General features: G+C 67.0%; 15 protein-coding genes. 5 read left to right on the top strand and 10 right to left on the bottom strand.

Annotated features, from left to right (window positions below; translation table 11 throughout):
• Positions 1 to 2: 2 nt before the first annotated feature.
• Positions 3 to 1,436 (bottom strand): hypothetical protein, encoded by a 1,434-nt coding sequence (locus tag V1Y59_RS14340; RefSeq protein WP_330505641.1) that lies wholly within the window; start codon positions 1,434 to 1,436, stop codon positions 3 to 5.
• Positions 1,433 to 2,761 (bottom strand): glycosyltransferase, encoded by a 1,329-nt coding sequence (locus V1Y59_RS14335; RefSeq protein ID WP_330505640.1) that lies wholly within the window; start codon positions 2,759 to 2,761, stop codon positions 1,433 to 1,435. The genes V1Y59_RS14340 and V1Y59_RS14335 overlap by 4 nt, the downstream gene beginning before the upstream one ends.
• A 77-nt stretch (positions 2,762 to 2,838) precedes the next feature.
• Between V1Y59_RS14335 and V1Y59_RS14330 the strand changes: the two genes are divergently transcribed.
• Positions 2,839 to 4,125, top strand: a complete 1,287-nt coding sequence (locus V1Y59_RS14330) for a glycosyltransferase (protein ID WP_330505639.1) — start codon at positions 2,839 to 2,841, stop codon at positions 4,123 to 4,125.
• Here the strand turns inward: V1Y59_RS14330 and V1Y59_RS14325 are convergent.
• The 3 genes from V1Y59_RS14325 to V1Y59_RS14315 are packed head-to-tail and all read right to left on the bottom strand — an operon-like array spanning position 4,105 to position 6,816.
• The gene (locus V1Y59_RS14325) at positions 4,105 to 5,025 is read right to left on the bottom strand and encodes a glycosyltransferase family 2 protein (protein ID WP_330505638.1); all 921 of its coding nucleotides are present in this window, start codon (positions 5,023 to 5,025) and stop codon (positions 4,105 to 4,107) included. The genes V1Y59_RS14330 and V1Y59_RS14325 overlap by 21 nt on opposite strands.
• Position 5,026: 1 nt before the next feature.
• A complete protein-coding gene (locus V1Y59_RS14320; RefSeq protein ID WP_330505728.1) occupies positions 5,027 to 5,800 on the bottom strand; it encodes an ABC transporter permease in 774 nt (257 codons plus the stop codon).
• Between the two features lie 59 nt (positions 5,801 to 5,859).
• Positions 5,860 to 6,816: an ATP-binding cassette domain-containing protein gene (locus V1Y59_RS14315; RefSeq protein WP_330505637.1), complete on the bottom strand. Its 957-nt coding sequence runs from the start codon at positions 6,814 to 6,816 to the stop codon at positions 5,860 to 5,862.
• A 684-nt stretch (positions 6,817 to 7,500) separates the two neighbouring features.
• Between V1Y59_RS14315 and V1Y59_RS14310 the strand changes: the two genes are divergently transcribed.
• Genes V1Y59_RS14310 through V1Y59_RS14300 form a run of 3 tightly spaced genes read left to right on the top strand, consistent with a single transcriptional unit; the run spans position 7,501 to position 11,926 of the window.
• On the top strand, positions 7,501 to 9,033 hold the full coding sequence (locus tag V1Y59_RS14310) for a condensation domain-containing protein (RefSeq protein WP_330505636.1): 1,533 nt from the start codon (positions 7,501 to 7,503) through the stop codon (positions 9,031 to 9,033).
• Between the two features lie 18 nt (positions 9,034 to 9,051).
• Positions 9,052 to 10,539 carry a condensation domain-containing protein gene (locus tag V1Y59_RS14305; RefSeq protein WP_330505635.1) on the top strand — a complete coding sequence of 496 codons (1,488 nt, stop codon included), beginning with the start codon at positions 9,052 to 9,054 and terminating at the stop codon, positions 10,537 to 10,539.
• Complete coding sequence (locus V1Y59_RS14300; RefSeq protein WP_330505634.1) at positions 10,520 to 11,926, top strand: condensation domain-containing protein; 1,407 nt, start codon at positions 10,520 to 10,522, stop codon at positions 11,924 to 11,926. Before V1Y59_RS14305 ends, V1Y59_RS14300 begins: the two co-directional genes overlap by 20 nt.
• 25 nt (positions 11,927 to 11,951) lie before the next feature.
• Here V1Y59_RS14300 and V1Y59_RS14295 read toward each other — a convergent pair whose 3' ends face one another.
• Both V1Y59_RS14295 and rpmF read right to left on the bottom strand, forming a co-directional pair.
• The gene (locus V1Y59_RS14295) at positions 11,952 to 12,581 is read right to left on the bottom strand and encodes a trimeric intracellular cation channel family protein (protein ID WP_330505633.1); all 630 of its coding nucleotides are present in this window, start codon (positions 12,579 to 12,581) and stop codon (positions 11,952 to 11,954) included.
• Between the two features lie 113 nt (positions 12,582 to 12,694).
• The gene (gene rpmF / locus V1Y59_RS14290) at positions 12,695 to 12,868 is read right to left on the bottom strand and encodes a 50S ribosomal protein L32 (RefSeq protein ID WP_330505632.1); all 174 of its coding nucleotides are present in this window, start codon (positions 12,866 to 12,868) and stop codon (positions 12,695 to 12,697) included.
• Between the two features lie 298 nt (positions 12,869 to 13,166).
• On the opposite strand from rpmF, the gene V1Y59_RS14285 reads away from it, so the two are divergent.
• On the top strand, positions 13,167 to 14,114 hold the full coding sequence (locus V1Y59_RS14285) for an AEC family transporter (RefSeq protein WP_330505631.1): 948 nt from the start codon (positions 13,167 to 13,169) through the stop codon (positions 14,112 to 14,114).
• 15 nt (positions 14,115 to 14,129) lie between these two features.
• Here the strand turns inward: V1Y59_RS14285 and V1Y59_RS14280 are convergent, their stop codons facing one another.
• The 3 genes from V1Y59_RS14280 to V1Y59_RS14270 all read right to left on the bottom strand — a co-directional run bounded on the left by V1Y59_RS14280 (position 14,130) and on the right by V1Y59_RS14270 (position 18,405).
• Positions 14,130 to 14,798, bottom strand: a complete 669-nt coding sequence (locus V1Y59_RS14280) for a DUF1707 SHOCT-like domain-containing protein (RefSeq protein WP_330505630.1) — start codon at positions 14,796 to 14,798, stop codon at positions 14,130 to 14,132.
• Between the two features lie 111 nt (positions 14,799 to 14,909).
• The gene (locus V1Y59_RS14275; RefSeq protein WP_330505629.1) at positions 14,910 to 16,907 is read right to left on the bottom strand and encodes a vWA domain-containing protein; all 1,998 of its coding nucleotides are present in this window, start codon (positions 16,905 to 16,907) and stop codon (positions 14,910 to 14,912) included.
• Between the two features lie 52 nt (positions 16,908 to 16,959).
• Complete coding sequence (locus tag V1Y59_RS14270; protein ID WP_330505628.1) at positions 16,960 to 18,405, bottom strand: sigma 54-interacting transcriptional regulator; 1,446 nt, start codon at positions 18,403 to 18,405, stop codon at positions 16,960 to 16,962.
• Between the last annotated feature and the right edge of the window lie 4 nt (positions 18,406 to 18,409).

Here is an 18,409-nt window from a genome sequence, read left to right as displayed (position 1 = left end):
TTTCACCACACCTCGTACGGCAGAGACCATGCGGACAGTTCCTGTTCGAGAAGGTTCCGAAGTCGCTCGTCGGATTCGAATCGCTCCTCATCACAACCGAAGACCGAGAACGTCACCCGATCCGGGGTGCGCACCAGCCAGGACTGGACACCGTCGCCGAATCGGTGGGGCATGGCGGCGTCGACGCCCTGCGCCACGCCGCGGAACTGGCTTCGGCGGGCACGGCATCCGTCGAGCTCCAGCATCATTGGTGGCAGATCGCCCAGATTGGACACCACCGCGTCCGGCATACCGGAGCCGGCGGTGACGACTTTCGTCACCCAGTTCGCGGGCAACAGCCAGACGAGCGGATACAGGTGGGCCATCGCCGGGCGGCGACCGTCCGAGAGTCGTTGATAGGCCATCTTTCCCGCGCGACGAATCGGGCCGAGGTCGCCTGCAGGCAGTGGGTCGTCGGTCAGCATGATGGACACGCCGGCGGTGGCGTTGGCGCGGGTGTCGTCGGCACCGGAACGGATGTCGACGGGTACGCCGACCTTCACGGTGTCCCCGAGCGGGGCGTATCCGCTCGATCTGAGCAGTCCGGTGACCACTGCGATGTAGAGGCTGTTGGCGGTGCCGCCGCACTCGGCCGCGACTCGATCCCAGTCGTGGGCGGGAACCGCGGCCGTTGCCCGCGCCCACCGGGCCTGCGGTGCCCGCTGCGCCATCGGGGCGCGAACCGGACGGTCCAGGGCACCCGGCGCCGCCGGATCGTCCTGCTGCCTCGAGGAGTTGATGGCCCGGACGATACCGGCTGCGGCCCTGCCAACCTGGCGGGCGGCGTCGATGACGTCGTCGACGCGGTGCCGCCTACGACTCCGCGGCGGACCGTCGTGACCGTCCCGCCGGTACACGTCCGGGTCGGCCGTCCCGGCGCGGGCCATCGCGTCGGCCGCTGCCCGCACCATCGTGCGGCCATCGGCGACCAGGTGCAGTGCACACAGCGAGATCGCGGTGTCGCCGGAATCGCAGCGCGCCACGCGCATCCGCCAGCATCGGCCCGACTCAGGGTCGAGTTCGACGGTGGCCATCTCGTCCGCCGCCCACTCATCGATCCGGTCGGCGGAGATGGTCCGGTCGTCGATGCCCAACTCGGGCTGCGACGCCGCGGGTGTCCATCGCGGACGGGCGCCGGGAATCCCGGCCCGGATGAGGTGCCGATGTAGGACACCACGCGACAGCGCCCGGTTCATCGCGGTGAGTGTGGCGGTCTGCACCGGCCCGTCGAACACCCAGACCAGTTGGAGAACCACCGACCATCCCAGTCCGCGGTGCAGGAACCAGTAGGTGGCGTCCTCGTCGGCGAGGCGCGCCGGAACCTCCGGGGCTTCCGCTCGCGACATCGCGCGCGTCGTCGGAGTTCCGGTCCCCGGAGCAGCTGTCACCTCGCTCATGCCGCCACCTCCTGGTGGGAGCCGATCCCGCCGGTCGCCGACTCGATCTCGGCCACCGCGCGGGCGACGGCACGATCGCCGGGAACCAATGTTGCGGCGAAGGCGACAGCGCGGCTGCGCACTTCTGGTTCGAGCGCGGTGTGCACGGCTGCCTCCAGTCTTTCGGCGTCGAATCGTCGAAACGGCATCGAGACGCCGAGGCCCAGCTTCTGGAGCTCGTTGCCCCAGAAGGGTTGGTCGGAACCGAACCAGCAGATCACCGACGGGACACCGGCACGCAACGCTGTGGCGGTCGTGCCCGCGCCGCCGTGATGGATGACGGCGGCACAGTCCGCGAACAGCCCGTGATCGGCAGTTTCGACGACCTTCACGTCGTCCGCCGCGGCCCCGGCGAGGAGGTCAGCGGACAGATGGTTCCACCCTATGCAGATGAGCATTCGGCGGCCGACGCGTCGTCCGACCTCGAGGGCAGTGGCGAACACCGTGTCCGGATCCCGGATCGGCATGCTTCCGAAGCCGATGTAGAGCGGGGGCGAACCCTGCTGCAGCCACGCGCGCAGGTCCCCGCCGCCGGAATTCGCGGATTCGGGTTCGATGCGGCGTCGGAGTTCGTCGGGAAGGTCGATGAAACCGGTGACCGGACGGGGTCGCGACCGGGAGTCACGCTGCCAGCGCCGATCCGCTGCGGGCGCGAACACGGGGTCGTATGCCTGGATCTCGATCCCGGGGGTGCGGTTGATCCGCGACAACCACGAGCCGGTGGCCGGCGAACATCCCGGCTGCGCGCGGAGGCGGGCGTCCCGACCCCGGGTCGCGAGGGTGAACACACCGTTCACCAGCGACCATTGGGCGCGGTGCATCGCCGCGGGTCCCCGCGTGCCCACCGACGGCAGCGGCCCGACTCTCCCGTTGGGGCGCACGGGTGCGTGGTGCAGCGAGATCATCGGTATGCCGAGTCGCTCCGCCTGGGCAGCGGTTGCCTGCTCGGTGGTGAAACCGACCACGACGGCATCACAATCTCGCATGAGTTCCGCTGTGTCGTCGACGATCTCGTTCCAGCCGAGATCACGGACATCGGCCAGGGCCCTAAGTCGCCGGATTGGATTGCGTCCCGCTGCGGCGCGCGCCCTGGTCACCGATTGCATCTGGACTCGGGTGTCGAGCCCGATCGGACGGACATCGAGACCCGTGTCGGCGGCGAACGGAACCAGATTCGGCGGGACACCGAACCTGACCTCGTGGCCGCGCGCCAGCAGAGCGGTGGCGAGCACCATGGCCGGTTGGACGTCTCCGCGAGTTCCGTTGACAGCGAACGCAATTCTCATTTCCGCTGTCCGATCCTCGACATGACGGCGTGCACCCGTCCGCATAAACTGATCCCCAGTCGAGCGGAGGAAGATCGATGGAATTCGTGGTGGCAGCCGGAGGCAGCCGGGGTGACGTCCAGCCTGCGGTGGCCCTGGGTGGCGAACTCGTCGACCGTGGGCACGTGGTGACGATGATGGTGCCACCGAATCTGACCGCGTTCGTTGAGGGCGCCGGCTTGACCGCCATTTCCTATGGCGAAAACACCAAGGACGTCTTGGATTCCGACCTCGTTCGCAACGATCTCCGGTCGCGCAACCCACGGACCCGGCTGCGCGCCGTCGCCGACCTCACCGTGCGCGGCGGCCGGACGATGCAGCAGCAGTTGCTCGACGCCTGCACCACGGCCGACGCGATCGTCGCGGGGAGCGTCGGGCAGGAACGCGCCCACAACGTCGCGCGTGCGCGCGGTCTCCCGCACATTCCCCTGCATCTCTGCCCCCTCCGCACCAACGGGTCCACCTCGATGCTCGCCCATCTCGGCATCGACCCACCCCCGCCGTTGGCACGGCTGAGCTGGCGCGCGCTCGAGTGGACGCTGTGGCTGGCGGGCCGATCGGCCGAGAAGACGCTCTGCGATGATCTCGGGATCACGCCCGCCCGAGCACCTTTCGCCCATCAGATCGCCGCGACCGGTGTTCCGGAGATCCAGGCGTACGATCCGGCAATGTTTCCCGGTCTCGTCGACGAGTGGGGTACCCGGCGGCCTCTCGTCGGCTTCTTCACGCTGCCAGGCCGTCTGCGGAAAGGCGTGGGTGACAGCAGTTCCGACGACGTGGCCGGATGGATCGACGCGGGACCGCCGCCGGTCTACGTCGGGTTCGGCAGCATGGCTCCTGCGGACCCCGACGCTCTCGCGACGGCGATACAGGTGGCCGCCGAGCATCTCGATGTGCGGTTGCTGGTGGCCGGCGGCTGGAGCGGATTCATGGCGGGAGCTGCCGACGACCGGATTCACGTCGTCGATCACGTGGACCACGACGCGATCCTCCCGCGCTGCGCTGCGGCTGTACATCACGGTGGCGCGGGCACGGTTGCTGCAGTCCTGCGCGCCGGCATTCCGTCGGTCATCACGTGGATCGGTGCCGACCAGCCGATCTGGGGTCGCGCGGTCACGGCTTCGCATGTGGGAACCTCTCTTCCGATGTCACAGGTGCAGCCGGCCCGGCTCGTCGACGCATTGTCCGCAGCGCTGACGGTTCCGACCCGACGTGCTGCGGCACACTTGGCGCGTGAACTGATCAGCCCGGGCGAGGCGGTGGCGGCTGCCGCCGACATCGCCGAACGCGTGGTCGAGGGCAGGTCACGGGAGCACTCGTTCTGATACGCGTGGTCGCCGACCGGGCGGCGACCACGCGCCGGTGTCGCTGTCGTAGAGGCTGATTGCGGCCAGTCGCAGCGCATGCATGGCGGTCAGGGCGGGAACATAGACCAGTGCCGAGCCGGCGGTGAGCGCGTATCGGCGGTGAATCGCGAACGTCCTCGGCAGAAAGCTCATGTACGTCACGAAGGCGGGGAGCCCCGATCGCATCCGGCGGGCGGACACGCCGACGGTGAGGGAGGCCAGGAAGGCGTTCCGGCCGCCGGCTTCGGACACGCACAGTCCGATGTCGACATCCTCGAAGATGTCACGCCGCATACTCACCCGGGGCCGGATGCTCCGCCAGACGTCCCGCCGCAGCACCATGTTGGACCCGTACAGAACCGGGATCTCGGTGACGGTGCGATGCGCTCGCCGCCGACCGAGTGGGTGGATCCAGATCTTCCACCGGTCGAACCGCCCGGCCAGCGGAACACCATAGGCCTCCCCCCGACCACACAGGGCAGACCAGTGCCCGTCGATATCGGACACGAAGAAGTCGATGATCGTCTGCGCCCAGTCCGGTTCCACACGTGTGTCGGCATCGATGCGTGCAACAAGGTCGCCGGTGGCAGCATCCATGCCCGTGTTCCGCGCGTACACCAGCCCCTGTCGTGATTCCCGGATGACCCGCACTGCAGGGTGAGCGGCGACGAACTCGTCCACGATGCTCGTGGTGGCGTCCGTGGAGTTGTTGTCCACCACGACGATCTCGGCCACCCGGCCGGTCTGCGACGTCAGCCGCCGCAGACACTCGCCGATGGTGTCCTCTTCGTTGTAGACCGGAACGACCACCGACAGCGTCGGTGGTCCGGCCTCGCCTGAACCGTCGTCATCGTGAGAACCGGGCAGAGTCTGATACACGTCATGTCCTTCGCATGTAGGTTCGCAGGGTCACCGGAACAAAGATCGCGAGAATGCCTGCCGCCCCGAGCAGCGTGTAGCCGATCTCGACGCCCGCGGCCCCATCGGCCGCCAGCGATCGGGCGGAGGTCACCAGGTGAGAGACCGGATTGGCGTTGGCGCAGGCCTGAATCCAGCCCGGCATCGTGTCGATCGGCACGAGGGCGTTGGAGACGAAGGTCAGCGGCATGAGGACCAGCATGGACACTCCCTGCACGGTGGAAGCCTTGTCCAACAGCACTCCCATCAGGGCGAAGATCCAGCTCAGGGTGAATGCCACGACGACGACGAGCACGCATGCGATCGCCAGTCCCACGAGGCTGCCCGGTCGGTATCCCATGGCGAAGCCGACCGCGACCGTGATCGCGGTGGCCACGACATACCGGACCGCGTTCGCGAGCAGGGCGCCTGCGAGGGGGGCGATCCGCGCTATCGGCAAGGACTTGAACCTGTCGAACACACCGCGATCGAGGTCTTCGCGTAGCTGTACCCCGCAGGTGACCGACGCGGCCACCGCGACCTGGACCAGGACGCCGGGGATCAGCAGCGGGAGGTAGGTCGCGACGTCACCGACGATCGCTCCGCCGAAGATCGTGGAGAACATGACCGTGAACACGATCGGCAGGACGATGACGTCGAAGAGTTGCTGGGGATTGTGCTTGATCTTGAGCAATCCGCGGCCGGCCATCGTCAATGACTGGGAGATGGCGGCGCGCACCGGAACCCGGTTGCGCACGTGGCGCTGTTCGACGTCGAGGAGATCCGGTGCGCGCCCGGACGATGCGACCGCCACGATCACGCCGCGCCTGCCTCGGTCTCGCCGGTGAGCGCGAAGAAGACCTCATCGAGGGTCGGACGCTCGACATTGACCGCGTTCAGATCGATGTCATGTGCGCGCATGCGCAGGAGAAGCTCGGGCAACGAGTCCAGGTTCGCCACCGGAACCACCACCCGGCGTTCGGGTCCCTCGATCAGGACATCCTCCTGCGTGAAGGATCGACAGGCAGCCGCCGCACGCGGTGCGAGTTCCGGGTCACACAGATCGAGTCGAACGCAGATGTCGCCGACGCGGGCCTTCAGTTCGTCGGCGGACCCGTCGGCGACCACCCGCCCACGATCCATCACCGCGATGTGATCCGCGAGCTGGTCGGCCTCCTCGAGATACTGAGTGGTCAGCAGCACGGTTGTCCCACCGTTCACCATGTCCCGCACCGTGTTCCACATCTGTACCCGCGTGCGCGGGTCGAGTCCGGTCGTCGGCTCGTCGAGGAAGAGCAGACGGGGACGGGTGATCATCGACGCAGCGAGGTCGAGGCGTCTGCGCATGCCTCCGGAGAAATGCCGGACGGCGCGTCCGGCGACGGTGGTCAGACCGAACTCGGCCAGCAGTTCGTCCGCGCGCCGTCGCGCCCGCTGCCGGGTCGAGCCGATCAGACGTGCGAAGACCATCAGGTTCTCGTGAGCCGTGAGATCCTCGTCCACCGAGGCGTATTGGCCGGTGACGCCGATCAACGACCGAACCGACCCTGCGTTCCGGACGACGTCCAGGCCGAAGATCTCCGCCGTCCCCGCATCGGGCCGGGTCAAGGTCGCCAACATTCGCACCGTCGTCGTCTTTCCCGCGCCGTTGGTCCCGAGCAATGCGTAGACGCTTCCCGCAGGCACGCGCAGATCGACACCGTCGACGGCTCTGGTTGCGCCATACGACTTCGTCACACCTTCCGTGTGGATCGCCAACGCTGCATCGGACATCAGCACACCCCATAGCGCTCGTTCATTGCCAGAATCGTCACTGCCAGAATTGTCGGAACAGCGTAGAGCGCAATCACTTCGGTCATTGTCCTACGAGTCCCCCGAGGGCGTCATCGCCCGTGACCGTCGTCGGCGCGAGTACCACTCCCCTGGGCATCCCGCGTGTCGACAACGTATTCAGCCTAGCCTCGGTTCGAATGTCCGCAACGTCAACAGAGAACCGATTCCGATGGACCGACCGGATCCGCGGAGAGCTCGAGATGTGCTGTTAACAATCGTATTCCGCTGCCAGAACACTGCTGACGACCGATTCCGTTGCACAACCGGACAGTTCAGAGACGTCGTCGATCGCATCGATTAACACAGCGGAAACTCTGCATCCACGGTGAAATCGTTGGGCGATTAGCACAAACTACGTAGCGGCAAGCACTTCGAACTGTTACCCAGATGTGTACGACCGTATCATTGTGATCAACGACACGAGGGTTCGGTGGTGTGCCCGGCTGCGGAATCGTCCTATCATCCATCTGGAACCCGCTGTGCACGTTGCGGGTTCCGACTCCCCACAGCACGGACATCCCGGGCACACAGTGTGACCGAAATGCGCTGGAACCAAGTGATGATCGACCTGATCGTCTCGCGACGCGCATCCAAACAGCGGCAGTGGGAAGCGGATACACGCCAATGAAGTTCACCGAGTTGCACGACTATCGGCTGCCCGGCGGGGAAGTGACCGCCTGGATACCCGAGTCGGAGCAGTCCACCGACCGGTGGCCGGTCGATGCCCGGGGCATCACCTACGAACACGAAGATCACCTGCATCGGGCAGTCACGGCCGCACACGATGATCTGCGCCAGACCTCCTGGCTCGGTGCGATTTTCCGTATCGACCGGCCACTGGACCCGGCCGCGATGCACCGTACGTTGCACCAGTGGATTCGTCGTCACGAGGCGTTCCGCACGACAGTCTCACGCGAACGGACCTCCGCGGCGCTGGACGTACCGGATGCCGAGGACGACTCGCGGTTCGTCAGACGTTCATGCGACCCGTCGTCGGTATCCATTCGCAGGGTCGGCGCCGGACGGTTCGGTCCCGAGCGCATCCGAGAACATCTCGTCGACCTCTTCGACAGCCGACTCACCCCGTTGGCCTGGCCCCATTGCCTGATGGCCACGATCGCCCACGCCGACGATCCCTCCGCCGGCCCCGACGGCTTCCACCTCGTCTTCGCCGCAGATCACTCGATCATGGACGCCTACTCGATGCTACTGTCCGTCAACGAGTTACGTCAGATCTACGACAGCGAGGAACAGTACCTGGATCCTGTGTTGCCGGAGGTCGGGAGCCATGTCGACTTCAGTTCACACAATCGGATGAGTGCGGCAGAAATCGCTGACGATCACCCGGGCGTCCGGCGTTGGCGTGAGTTCTTGGATGATGCAGGGGGTTTCCCACGGTTCGGTTTGGCACCCGTCGAAACCCAATCGGGAGAAGACGAGGTCGCTTCGGAAGCGCCCGCGCAGGACGGCTGGGCGCAACATGTCGCCACCGACGAACAGGTGACCGCCCTCAACCGTCTGTCCCGTTCGACAGGCCACTCGACACAGACCGCCATCATCGCGGCTCTTGCACTCGCATACCAGGATCTCACCGGAGAGAACCGACTCCGCGCCGCCATGCCGATGCATACCCGCCACGACCGCCAGTTCGTCGAATCGGTCGGGTGGTTCGTGGGGCTCGGACCACTCGAGGTCGATCTCACCCATGCGGAGACCGTCGTCGACGCGCTGGAAGCGGCCGCAGGCGGAATCCGCGAGTCCAAACGCCTTTCCCTACTACCCTTCCCCCGGGTCGCGCAGTTGCTGGACACCGATGCGGTACCCCAGTTCGTCATCTCGTACCTCGACCTGCGGGCCGTCCCGGGCGCCGAGGACTGGCCGGAGTGGGAGGCTCGCACCTTGCGCGGGGCCGCGCGCTCCGATTCCGAGGTGTACATCTGGATCGCGCGAACCCCGACCGGGATCACCGTGTCGTCGCGGTACCCCGCCAACGACGTCATCGCGGCACAGGTCCGACGACTCGTCACCACCGCGTGCTCGATTGCCACCGCAGTGTTGGAGGACGCTTCGGCCTCCGACGCCGATAGCCGTCCCCGGACCACACACGACTTCGACTCCGGCACGTCGGCCGGACACGAAGAACGTCGCCTGGCGTGACCAGAGAAGGAGCTGAACGTGAAGATCACCGCGATGAGCAGGTGGCAGCCCCGCCCCGGCGCAGCCATCGGGTGGCTCCCCACCACCCGGTGCGCAGATGCCGCCGCCGGCGCACCACCCACTGGTCGTCCACTGACGTTTCTGACCGAGAACCATGTGCGCAGTTCACAGATGGCTCGAGCGAACGGCCAGCCGCACCGCTCCTATCTGGGCTCCGGAACCGAACTCGACGGAGACCTCGACGTCGAGGCGATGACAGCTGCCCTCGAGGCCTTCGTCCGACGCCACCCGATCCTTCGGAGCTGGTTCACCTGCGACGACGGCGCCGTCCGCCATCATCTCGTCGCGCCGGAGGAGGTGGCATTCGAGAGCGAGCCACTCGGCTCGATCGACGATGCCGACCACCTTCACCAACACCTGTGCGACCGGTTCGGTGAGGAGACGATCAGTGATGGATTTCCCGGCTTCGCCTTCGGTGCCGTCGCGCACGACGGCGGATTCGCGATCTACTTCGGCTGCGACCACGCGCTGAGCGATGGCGCCTCTCAGGCGCTGGCACTCACCGAGATCGCCGACCTGTACACCGGGATCATCGACGGTCCGGCCGATCTCGTCGGCGGATTGGACGATTCGTACTTCGACCACGCGCAACTCGATGCGATATCCGCCGGCCACCACATGAACTCACCAGAAGCGGATGCTTGGCATAACACTTTCTCCCGAAACGGATTACGAATGCCCGGCTTTCCGCTCGACCTGGGCATCGCACCCGGCGAGACCGCCCCGGTCCGGCCACTGGAGATGTCGATGCTCGACCGCGACGGTGTCGCGTCCTTCGACACAGCATGCAAGACCGCCGGCGGCAGCTTCCTCTCCGGTATCCACGCCGCGATGGCGATCGCCGGATACGAGCTCGGCGGCAACACGCATCACTACGGCATGATCGTCTCGAACACACGGGCCATGCATCCCGACTTCGCCGGCGCCCAGGGATGGTTCTGTTCGTTCGCACCGGTCGAGATCGACATCGCGTCGGCCACCGGGTTCACCTCTCTGATCCCGGCCGCGTACGCCGCCCAGCAGGAGTCGAAACGGCTCGCCACCGTGCCGGTGCAGGCGGCGATGGCCGCCATGGTCGCGGCGGGTGCACCCGACACAGCGGTGGTGACTGCACCCAACCTGCTCTCCTACATCGATTTTCGCTGGTTCCCCGGCAACGGGAAGCCGGCGTTCGACCGGGGTGTCATCTTCACCGGTGAGGGCCGCACCGCCAACGCGTCGGTATGGATCAACCGCGACCACGACAGCCTGTACCTGGGTAGCCAGACCCCCGACACCCCTTTCGCACAACGCCAGGTGCGGCGGTACTTCGATCGCCTGTGCGCCGTGGTCGCCGATGTCGCCCGTCACGGCGACCACGTCATCTCGCCGCCCGACGATGCGGATGCGTTGCCTCGTATCGACGTACGACCCCCGGAGTGCGCCCTTGCACGTCACGACCATTGACCGCTTCCGGCCGCAAGCCGGCGACTTCCTGACCTGGTCTGTCGATTCCGTCGGCGGACCCCAGGTCTCGCGGGTTCCGCCGTCCTTCAATCAGAGTGTGCATCTGGCCGGGGCCGAGCAACACAGCACCTGGCTGGCGACCGCATTCCGGGTTCCCGGCAGCATCGACCGCCGCGCACTGTCACGCGCCTACCACGCCCTGATCACGAGACATGGCACGCTGCACAGCTCGTTCACGCGCCGCGACGACCGGATCGTGCGCATGGAGTACGACCCGTCGACACTCCGCTTGGTCGAGAACCCGGGCGTGCGGGCCACCGACGATCGCGCGATGCAACATGCATTGTGGGCGTCGCTGGACGCGGCCTGTCATCCGTTCGGATTCCCCGCCTATCTGCTCGGTGCAATCGACCGGCGCGACGAGTCGACGATCATCTGCGGTTTCGACCACGCACATGTCGACGCATACTCGATGTCCATCATCGTCGACGCCCTCCATCGCCTCTACCACGGATATCGCCGGATGCCCCGGGGCTTCTCGGCCGAAAGTCTCATGATGAGCGGCAGCTTCGTCGACTACTGCGCCGCGGAAGCCGAGATGACCGACATCTCCGACTCCGATCCGCGTCTGCGGGCCTGGCTCCGATTCTTCGACGAGTGCGAGCGACGCCCACCCACATTCCCGCTCGACCTCGGCGTCGCGCCAGGGCATGCGGCGCCACAGGCCGCCGACGTCCGACCGCTTCTCGGACGATCGGACACCGACCGATTCGCCGCATTCTGCCGTCGCAATGGTTCCAGCATCTACGGAGGCATCCTGTCGGCGATGGCGCTCGCCGTGCGTGACCTCGGCGGAGGGTCCGAGCTACCGCTGTTGTTCCCGATGCACACCCGACGCAGCGAGCCGTGGCGGAACGCGGTCGGCTGGTTCACCACGAATGCACCGATCCGCGTCGTCGCCGGCGACGGCCCGGCGGCGACGCTGCAGCAGACCGGTCCGGCACTCCGTCGCGCCGTGGAGCTCGGCGGCGTACCCGTGCCCCAGGTCATCGCGGCACTCGGCGGACTCCGACGCGAACGCGACGACATCTTCATGGTCTCCTACGTCGACTACCGCACGTTGCCCGCTGCGACGCTGCGCGACGAGATCGACGCCCACCACATCTCGAATGTGACGACCGCTGACGACGCCCAGTTCTGGGTGTCCCGGACCCGGGGAGGTCTGTCGATCCGCACCCGCTATCCGGACACCTCGACCGGTCGGACGACGATGGCGACCTTTCTGGACCAGGTACGCATCGTTCTCGACGCGTCCATCGCAGCGCCGACAGACCTTGTGGTGCCCCCGATCGCGGCACCGACCCTTGACGCCGTCGCGGACGGATGACCGCCGGTGCGACCGGACCGGGTTCTCAGGAGTGCCGGCGGGCCCGAGGCCGCGGGGCCGTCGGCAGCCGCCACCCGAATGCAAGACCCGCGATCCGCAGTCCGGTGGCCACGATCGTGCCGGTCACCAGCCACACCCAGATCGGTGCGGGGGTGTGGATGCCGCCGACAGCGACCACCGCGGCGCCGAGCAACGCCGGCACGGCATAGAGGTCGGCCGGTTGTAGCAGCAGTGGGATCTCGTTGGCCATGACGTCGCGCAGAATTCCACCACCGACCGCGGTCAGCAGTCCGACCAGCGTCGCGGCGAACGCGCTGACGCCGTGATCGACAGCGATCGCGGCCCCACTCGTCGCGAAGACGCCCATACCGACGGCGTCGAAGATCAGCACACTCCGGCGCAGTAGGGCGAAGGTCGGGTGGAAGATGAAGACGACGAGGCTGGCGACGGCCGCGATGACGATCGGCGGCCAGTTCTGGATCGATGTCGGCGGCGTGATGCCCAGCACCACGTCTCGCAGGATGCCCCCGCCGACGCCGGTGAGTGCGCCGACGGTGACGATGCCCCAGAGATCGAAATCCTTCCGCACGCCGAGCAACGCGCCCGACGCGGCGAACACGGCGATGCCGACGTCGTTCAGGATCTCTTGCAGCATCGACTCAGGTTTCCATGGGTCCGGAGCAGCACGAAGACCGCCTCGGAGATCCGAGGCGGTCGTCGTGAAATGTCGGAGTTGTGTCGCGACCCCGTGGGGTCAGCAGACGTAGGTCAGCGACGATCCAGGTCGATGACGCCGGCCTGCGCGGCCTTGACGAGCCGACGCGGAACGCGCTGCGCGACGCCGTTCACCTTCACCTCTTGCAGTGCCGGGTTGTCCGCTTTCCACTGCGAACGGCGGCTGCGGGTGTTCGCCCGCGACATCCGGCGCTTCGGTACAGCCATGGTTGAGCCCTTCTCCTACGTGTAAGTCCGCTTCGGTTCCGCCGATCGTGATCGGTGGAACCCGCCAATCGGTGCGCGCGTCGTTCACGGACTTTCGACCGGTCGGCCGCGGCACACAACCTCACCAGACTACCGGCCAGGGCCGGAACCTCCAAAACGCGGGCGTGAGCCGATCGGCCCGAGGGCGCTGCGCCGATGACACGGTACCGCGACAAGCCGCATCGTCGACGACGGCAGGGCGGCTCCCGGGCGTCGCCCGTCCGCGGGCGCCGGCTGACGGCTGCATACACTCGTCCGAGTGTCAGGAGTGGTATCGGGCTTCACCGTCATCTTCATCGTGGTGGGCGCGGGCTACGTCCTCGGACGAACGCGAGTCCTCGGCGACAGCGCGCACGAGGTGCTCTCTCGGCTGGTGTTCTTCGTCTGCACACCGGCACTGCTCTTCCACGCGCTGGTGACCTCTGAGCTCTCGGTGATCTTCTCCAAGACCCTCGTCATCGCCGGGGGCAGCGCATTCGCGATCGGCATCATCTACGTGATCACCGCCCGGCTGTGGCTGCGCCGCGCCGTTCCCGAGCTGGCGATCGGCGGACTCGCCTCCTCCTATGTCAACAGCGTCAACCTGGGTCTGCCGATCGCGATCTTCGTCCTCGACGACGCGTCGTTCATCGCACCGCTCCTGCTGTTCCAGATCCTCATCTACTCCCCGATCGCGCTGATCACCCTGGACGTGACGGTCACCGACCCGGTCCTCGGCCGCGCGTCGCGAGCGGCGGCCATGCGCGACGCCGTCGTCGCACCGCTGACGAACCCGATCGTGCTGGGCGGCGTCGCCGGTCTGATCGTGTCGGCGCTCGGGCTGCAACCACCGGCGGCGATTCTCGAGCCGGTGGACATGCTCGGCAACGCATCGGTGCCCTGCGCCCTCCTCGCGTTCGGTCTGTCGCTGACCGGTGCCGCGGTGTTCAAGAAGGGCGAGAGCCCGCGGCGCGACATCGCCCTCGCGTGCGTCTTGAAGATCGTCGCCATGCCGCTGCTGGCCTATGCCATCGCGCGATGGGGTTTCGGTGAGACGGGGCACGAGCTGTTCGCGCAGGTGGTCATCGCTGCTCTGCCCACCGCCCAGAACGTGCTCGTGTACGCGACGCGTTACCGTCGGGCCCAGATCATGGCTCGTGACACGACCCTGCTGACGACGCTCGGATCGGTGCCCGCGATCGCGGTCATCGCCCTGCTGCTCGCGTGACCATCCCGCCACTTATCACGAGTGCGGCTTGCGTTCCTTACGCTTGACCTCGACCGCACCCATGAGCGCGAATCCGACGACACGGATCGTCGGCGCACCGGGAGCTCCCGGACCAGACGCCTTGCCGCCGAAACCGCCCATGACGGCCCACCCGCCGACGTCGACACCCACATCCGGCGGCACCGTGATGTCGATGCCGCCCATGATCGCGGCGCACCGGATCGTCAACACCGGTGCGGTGAATTCGGCTTCGCGCAGGTCGATGTCGACGGCACCCATGATCGCCTCGGCGTTGAGGGTGTCCGCGACGGTGACGTTGCCGCGTACTTCCACTCCCGACATCAGCGCGAGTCGATTCTGAACGGGTGATCGACCCGACGCGGGCTGTACGCGGCTGACCGTGGTCTCCCCGACGAAGGGCATCGGCACGCCCAACTGCCCCACCGGGAGGTCGTCGGTGAGATCGTCGAGTTCACCGAATGTCTTCGCCACGACCACTTTTCCGGACCGCTCCTCGTACTCGCTCAGCGAGAGGCTGCCGCGTTCCATCGCCGCCGACAGGATCTGATGCACGAGCTCACGGTCGGCGTCCGCTGCACGCAGACGGGATCGCGGGTCGGCCGGGACGGGCAGATCGTCGGGAGCCGGGGCAGGGTCGCGGGGTAGGTCGTCGGGGGAGCTCACATCAATTGAGCGTAGTGGCGAACCCGCAGCGCAACCACCCTGAACTTCCCTGCCCTCCACCGGTTGACCGATAGGGAAAACCCTGAGGGAAACCCTGAATCCGGCCGACCGTCAGCGCCGACGGCCCTTCCTGGATCGCAGGTAGTCGCCGACGACGGCGGCGCCCAGGCCGTCGACGTCGGGTGCCACCACCCGCCCGCCGATCCGCCGGGCGATCTGGTCCATGAAGTGCGCGAGACCCGGATCCTCGCCGAGCCGGAAGAAGGTCACCTGGGCGCCCAGTCGGGACACATGGTCGAGCTCACGCACGGTGAGCGCGATCGTCTGAGGATGCGGCGGGTAGAAGAAGAACGGCTCGCCGCTCGGGTCCAGATGGGCGGTCGGCTCACCGTCGGTGACGACGAGGACGACCGGCTGTGCGTTCGGGAAGCGCCGCAGGTGCCGTTGCGCCAGCAACAGCGCATGATGCAGGTTGGTGCCCTGCTCCATCCGCGGTTGCAATCCGGTCAGCTCGGCGATGTCGATGGACCGGGCGTAGCGACCGAAGGCGATGAGGTGCAGTTCGTCGCTGCGGAAGCGCGTCGAGATCAGATGATTCAGCGCGATGGCGGTCCGTTTCATCGGGGTCCATCGGCCCTCCATCTCCATGGAGAACGAGGTGTCGACGAGGAGGACGACGGCCGCCTGCGTGCGGGCCTCGGTTTCCGCGATCTCCACGTCCCGCACGTCGATTCGCACACCGGACCGTGCCATGTCGCTCGTCGCCAACGACGGTTCGTCGGTCTCGGCGACGGTGCGCAGCACCGCATTCGACACCGTGCGCGTGACATCCCAGGGGTCGGTGTCGCCGAACTCCCACTCCCGCGACGCCCCGGTCGGCTCACCGAGCGCCCCGCTCCGCCGCGTCTGCCGATCTCCTCGCCCGGACAGCTGTTCGGCAATGTCGCGGAAGATCGATTGCCCCAACTGCCGCATGGCCTTCGGGCTCAGACGCAGCTGACCGTCGGCGGTGCGGTCGAAGTACCCCTGCTCGGACAGGGCCTTCTCGAGCTCCTGGAGGGTGCGCACGTCGACCCCGGCCTGCTCCCCGAGTTGCCGCTCGAGGGCATCGATGTCGATGTCGTCCATCTGCGCGCCCGCATACTGCTGGGACAACTGCTCGCTCAGCGCTTCGAGTTCGGAGATGTCGCGCAGCGCGGCGGCACCCTCACCGAGACCCATCGGCTGATCGCCGGAGAACGACTGAGCGTTGTCCCAGTCCAGACCCGGCCGAGCCTGCCGCAACGACGAATCCATCTGGGCCAGTTGACTCATGAGATCGGGAGATCCGAACGCCTGTTGCGCGAGTTGATCGAGTTCGGCGCGCTGCTCGGGCGTCAGCGAGTTGTAGAACTGCTGGGCCGCCGCGGCTCGTTGCGCCAAGGAGTCGATCAGTTCGTCTGTGTTGCGCGGATTCTCGGGGAAGTACTCGCCGTGCTTGCGCATGAAGTCGTCGAACTGTTCGGTGGTGTCCTCGCCACGGTTGTGGGCATCCAGCAGCTCGTTCAGGTCCTTGAGCATCTCCGAGATACGCTGGCGATCTTGCTCGTTCGCTCCTTCCAGCGCCTCCTTCATGCCCGCAAATCGCTGATCGAGCAGTTCGCGGCCCAGCAGATCCTTGATCTTGTCGTAGTCCTCACGAGCCTGCGGACTGCGCCAATTGTACTCGGACAGTTCCTCGACTGCCTGCGCCGTCGACGGCGGCAGACTCCCGATCTGCATCTCCGCGAACCTGGCGTCGTCGTCGAGGTCACGTGCGAGTTGCTTGCGCTCCTCGAGGATCGCACGGTCCAGCAGTTCGCGGATCTCGGCGAAGGTGCCGTCGAGGTTGCGGTTCTTCAGCATCTCCTGCCGTCGGCGGTTCACCTGTTCGCGAAGCCGGTCCAGTCCGCGCATGTCCTGGGACCCACGTCGCAGGAACTCGCGGAGCGCCCGTTGCGGGGATGCGCCGGCCATCACGTCGTCGCCGATGTCGCGCAGCGCCTCGCGCAGGTCCACAGGTGGCGCGAGCGGATCGGGGCCACCGGTGTACCGCTGATATCGCGAACGGTGGAAAGACTTGCGAGCCATGGCGTTCGCCTCCCCTCTCGTCAGTCGGCGTGACTCGGCGGATGACCGCGCGTCAGCCGTAGATCGTCTGCCCGGATTCGTCGGCCTCTTTGCCGATCCGTCGAGCCAGGAACAGACCCTCCAGCGCGAGCTCGACGGCGCTGGCGCGTTCACCTTCGGCCTCGGCGTCGAGGCGTTCGGCGATCTCGTCGAGCACCTCACCGGTGGTGTCCGGGTCGGGGATCGATCCCAGGAAGTCGCCCGCAGTGACGCGGTCGCCGGTGACCACCGGCTCCCCGGCCTCCATCGCCTCGACGAGTCGCGCCATGTCGATGCCGCCCAGATGCGCCCGCACGGTGTCCGCGACCGACTTGCGCATGAGGTGTTCGAGGATCTCGAGTTCGCGGCCTTCCTCGCCGGACTCGAACTCGATCTTGCCGCGCAGCACCTCGATCACCGACTCCAGGTCGACCACGCGGGCCACCGCGACGTCCTCTCCGGTGACGGTCGCGCGATGCAATGCGGCGGCGGCAACCGTCTCGGCGCCGGCGATGGAGAAACGTGCCGACACACCGGAACGCTGATCGATGGACGGGTGATCGCGGGCGTAGCGGGTGAACCGGGCGAGGATCTCGGTGATGAAGGTCGGCACCGTGGCCGTGAGGTCGGATTCCTGCTCGATGACCGAGACCTCGTCGTCGAGCTCCAGCGGATAGTGCGTGCGGATCTCCGCTCCGAACCGGTCCTTGAGCGGAGTGATGATCCGCCCGCGATTGGTGTAGTCCTCCGGGTTCGCGCTGGCCATCACCAGCACGTCCAGCGGCAGCCGAAGGGTGTAGCCGCGCACCTGGATGTCGCGTTCCTCCATCACGTTCAGCATCGACACCTGGATGCGCTCGGCCAGATCCGGCAGTTCGTTGATCGCGACGATCCCGCGGTGGGCGCGGGGGATCAAACCGAAGTGGATGGTCTCCGGGTCGCCGAGGCTGCGCCCCTCGGCGACCTTCATCGGGTCAATGTCGCCCACGAGGTCGGCGACGGACGTGTCCGGGGTGGCCAGCTTCTCGCTGTAGCGCTGGTTCCGGTGACGCCACTCGACCGGCAGGTCGTCGAGCAGGTTGGCGGCCTTCCGGATCGACGCCGGCGTGATCGGCTCGTACGGGTGCTCACCGAGATCGGAACCGGCGATGATGGGGGTCCACTCGTCGAGCAGCCCCACCAGGGTGCGCAGGATGCGGGTCTTGCCCTGGCCGCGTTCGCCGAGCATCACGACGTCGTGGCCGGCGATCAGCGCCCGTTCGAGTTGCGGGATGACGGTCGCCTCGAAACCGACGATGCCGGGCCACGGATCACGGCCCTCGCGGAGCGCGCTCAACAGGTTGTTGCGGATCTCGTCGCGCACGCTGCGTTGGACGTGGCCGCTCGCGCGCAGCTCACCCAGGGTTCGGGGTGAGGGGTGGCGGGTTTCGGTGGTCTGGGAGGTGTGGGTGGTGAAGTTCTCCTCTGGCACCTTGTCCACGGTA

The organism is Gordonia prachuapensis (assembly GCF_036350515.1).
Taxonomy (GTDB): Bacteria; Actinomycetota; Actinomycetes; order Mycobacteriales; family Mycobacteriaceae; genus Gordonia; species Gordonia prachuapensis.
The sequence above is the reverse complement of the archived record's forward strand: the minus strand, read 5'-3'. Positions and strand labels throughout refer to the sequence as shown.

Coding starts and splice junctions, on each gene's coding strand:
- V1Y59_RS14340 (WP_330505641.1), bottom strand. CDS start 1,436: ATGAGCGAGGTGACAGCTGCTCCGGGGACCGGAACTCCGACGACGCGC.
- V1Y59_RS14335 (WP_330505640.1), bottom strand. CDS start 2,761: ATGAGAATTGCGTTCGCTGTCAACGGAACTCGCGGAGACGTCCAACCG.
- V1Y59_RS14330 (WP_330505639.1), top strand. CDS start 2,839: ATGGAATTCGTGGTGGCAGCCGGAGGCAGCCGGGGTGACGTCCAGCCT.
- V1Y59_RS14315 (WP_330505637.1), bottom strand. CDS start 6,816: ATGTCCGATGCAGCGTTGGCGATCCACACGGAAGGTGTGACGAAGTCG.
- V1Y59_RS14310 (WP_330505636.1), top strand. CDS start 7,501: ATGAAGTTCACCGAGTTGCACGACTATCGGCTGCCCGGCGGGGAAGTG.
- V1Y59_RS14295 (WP_330505633.1), bottom strand. CDS start 12,581: ATGCTGCAAGAGATCCTGAACGACGTCGGCATCGCCGTGTTCGCCGCG.
- rpmF (WP_330505632.1), bottom strand. CDS start 12,868: ATGGCTGTACCGAAGCGCCGGATGTCGCGGGCGAACACCCGCAGCCGC.
- V1Y59_RS14275 (WP_330505629.1), bottom strand. CDS start 16,907: ATGGCTCGCAAGTCTTTCCACCGTTCGCGATATCAGCGGTACACCGGT.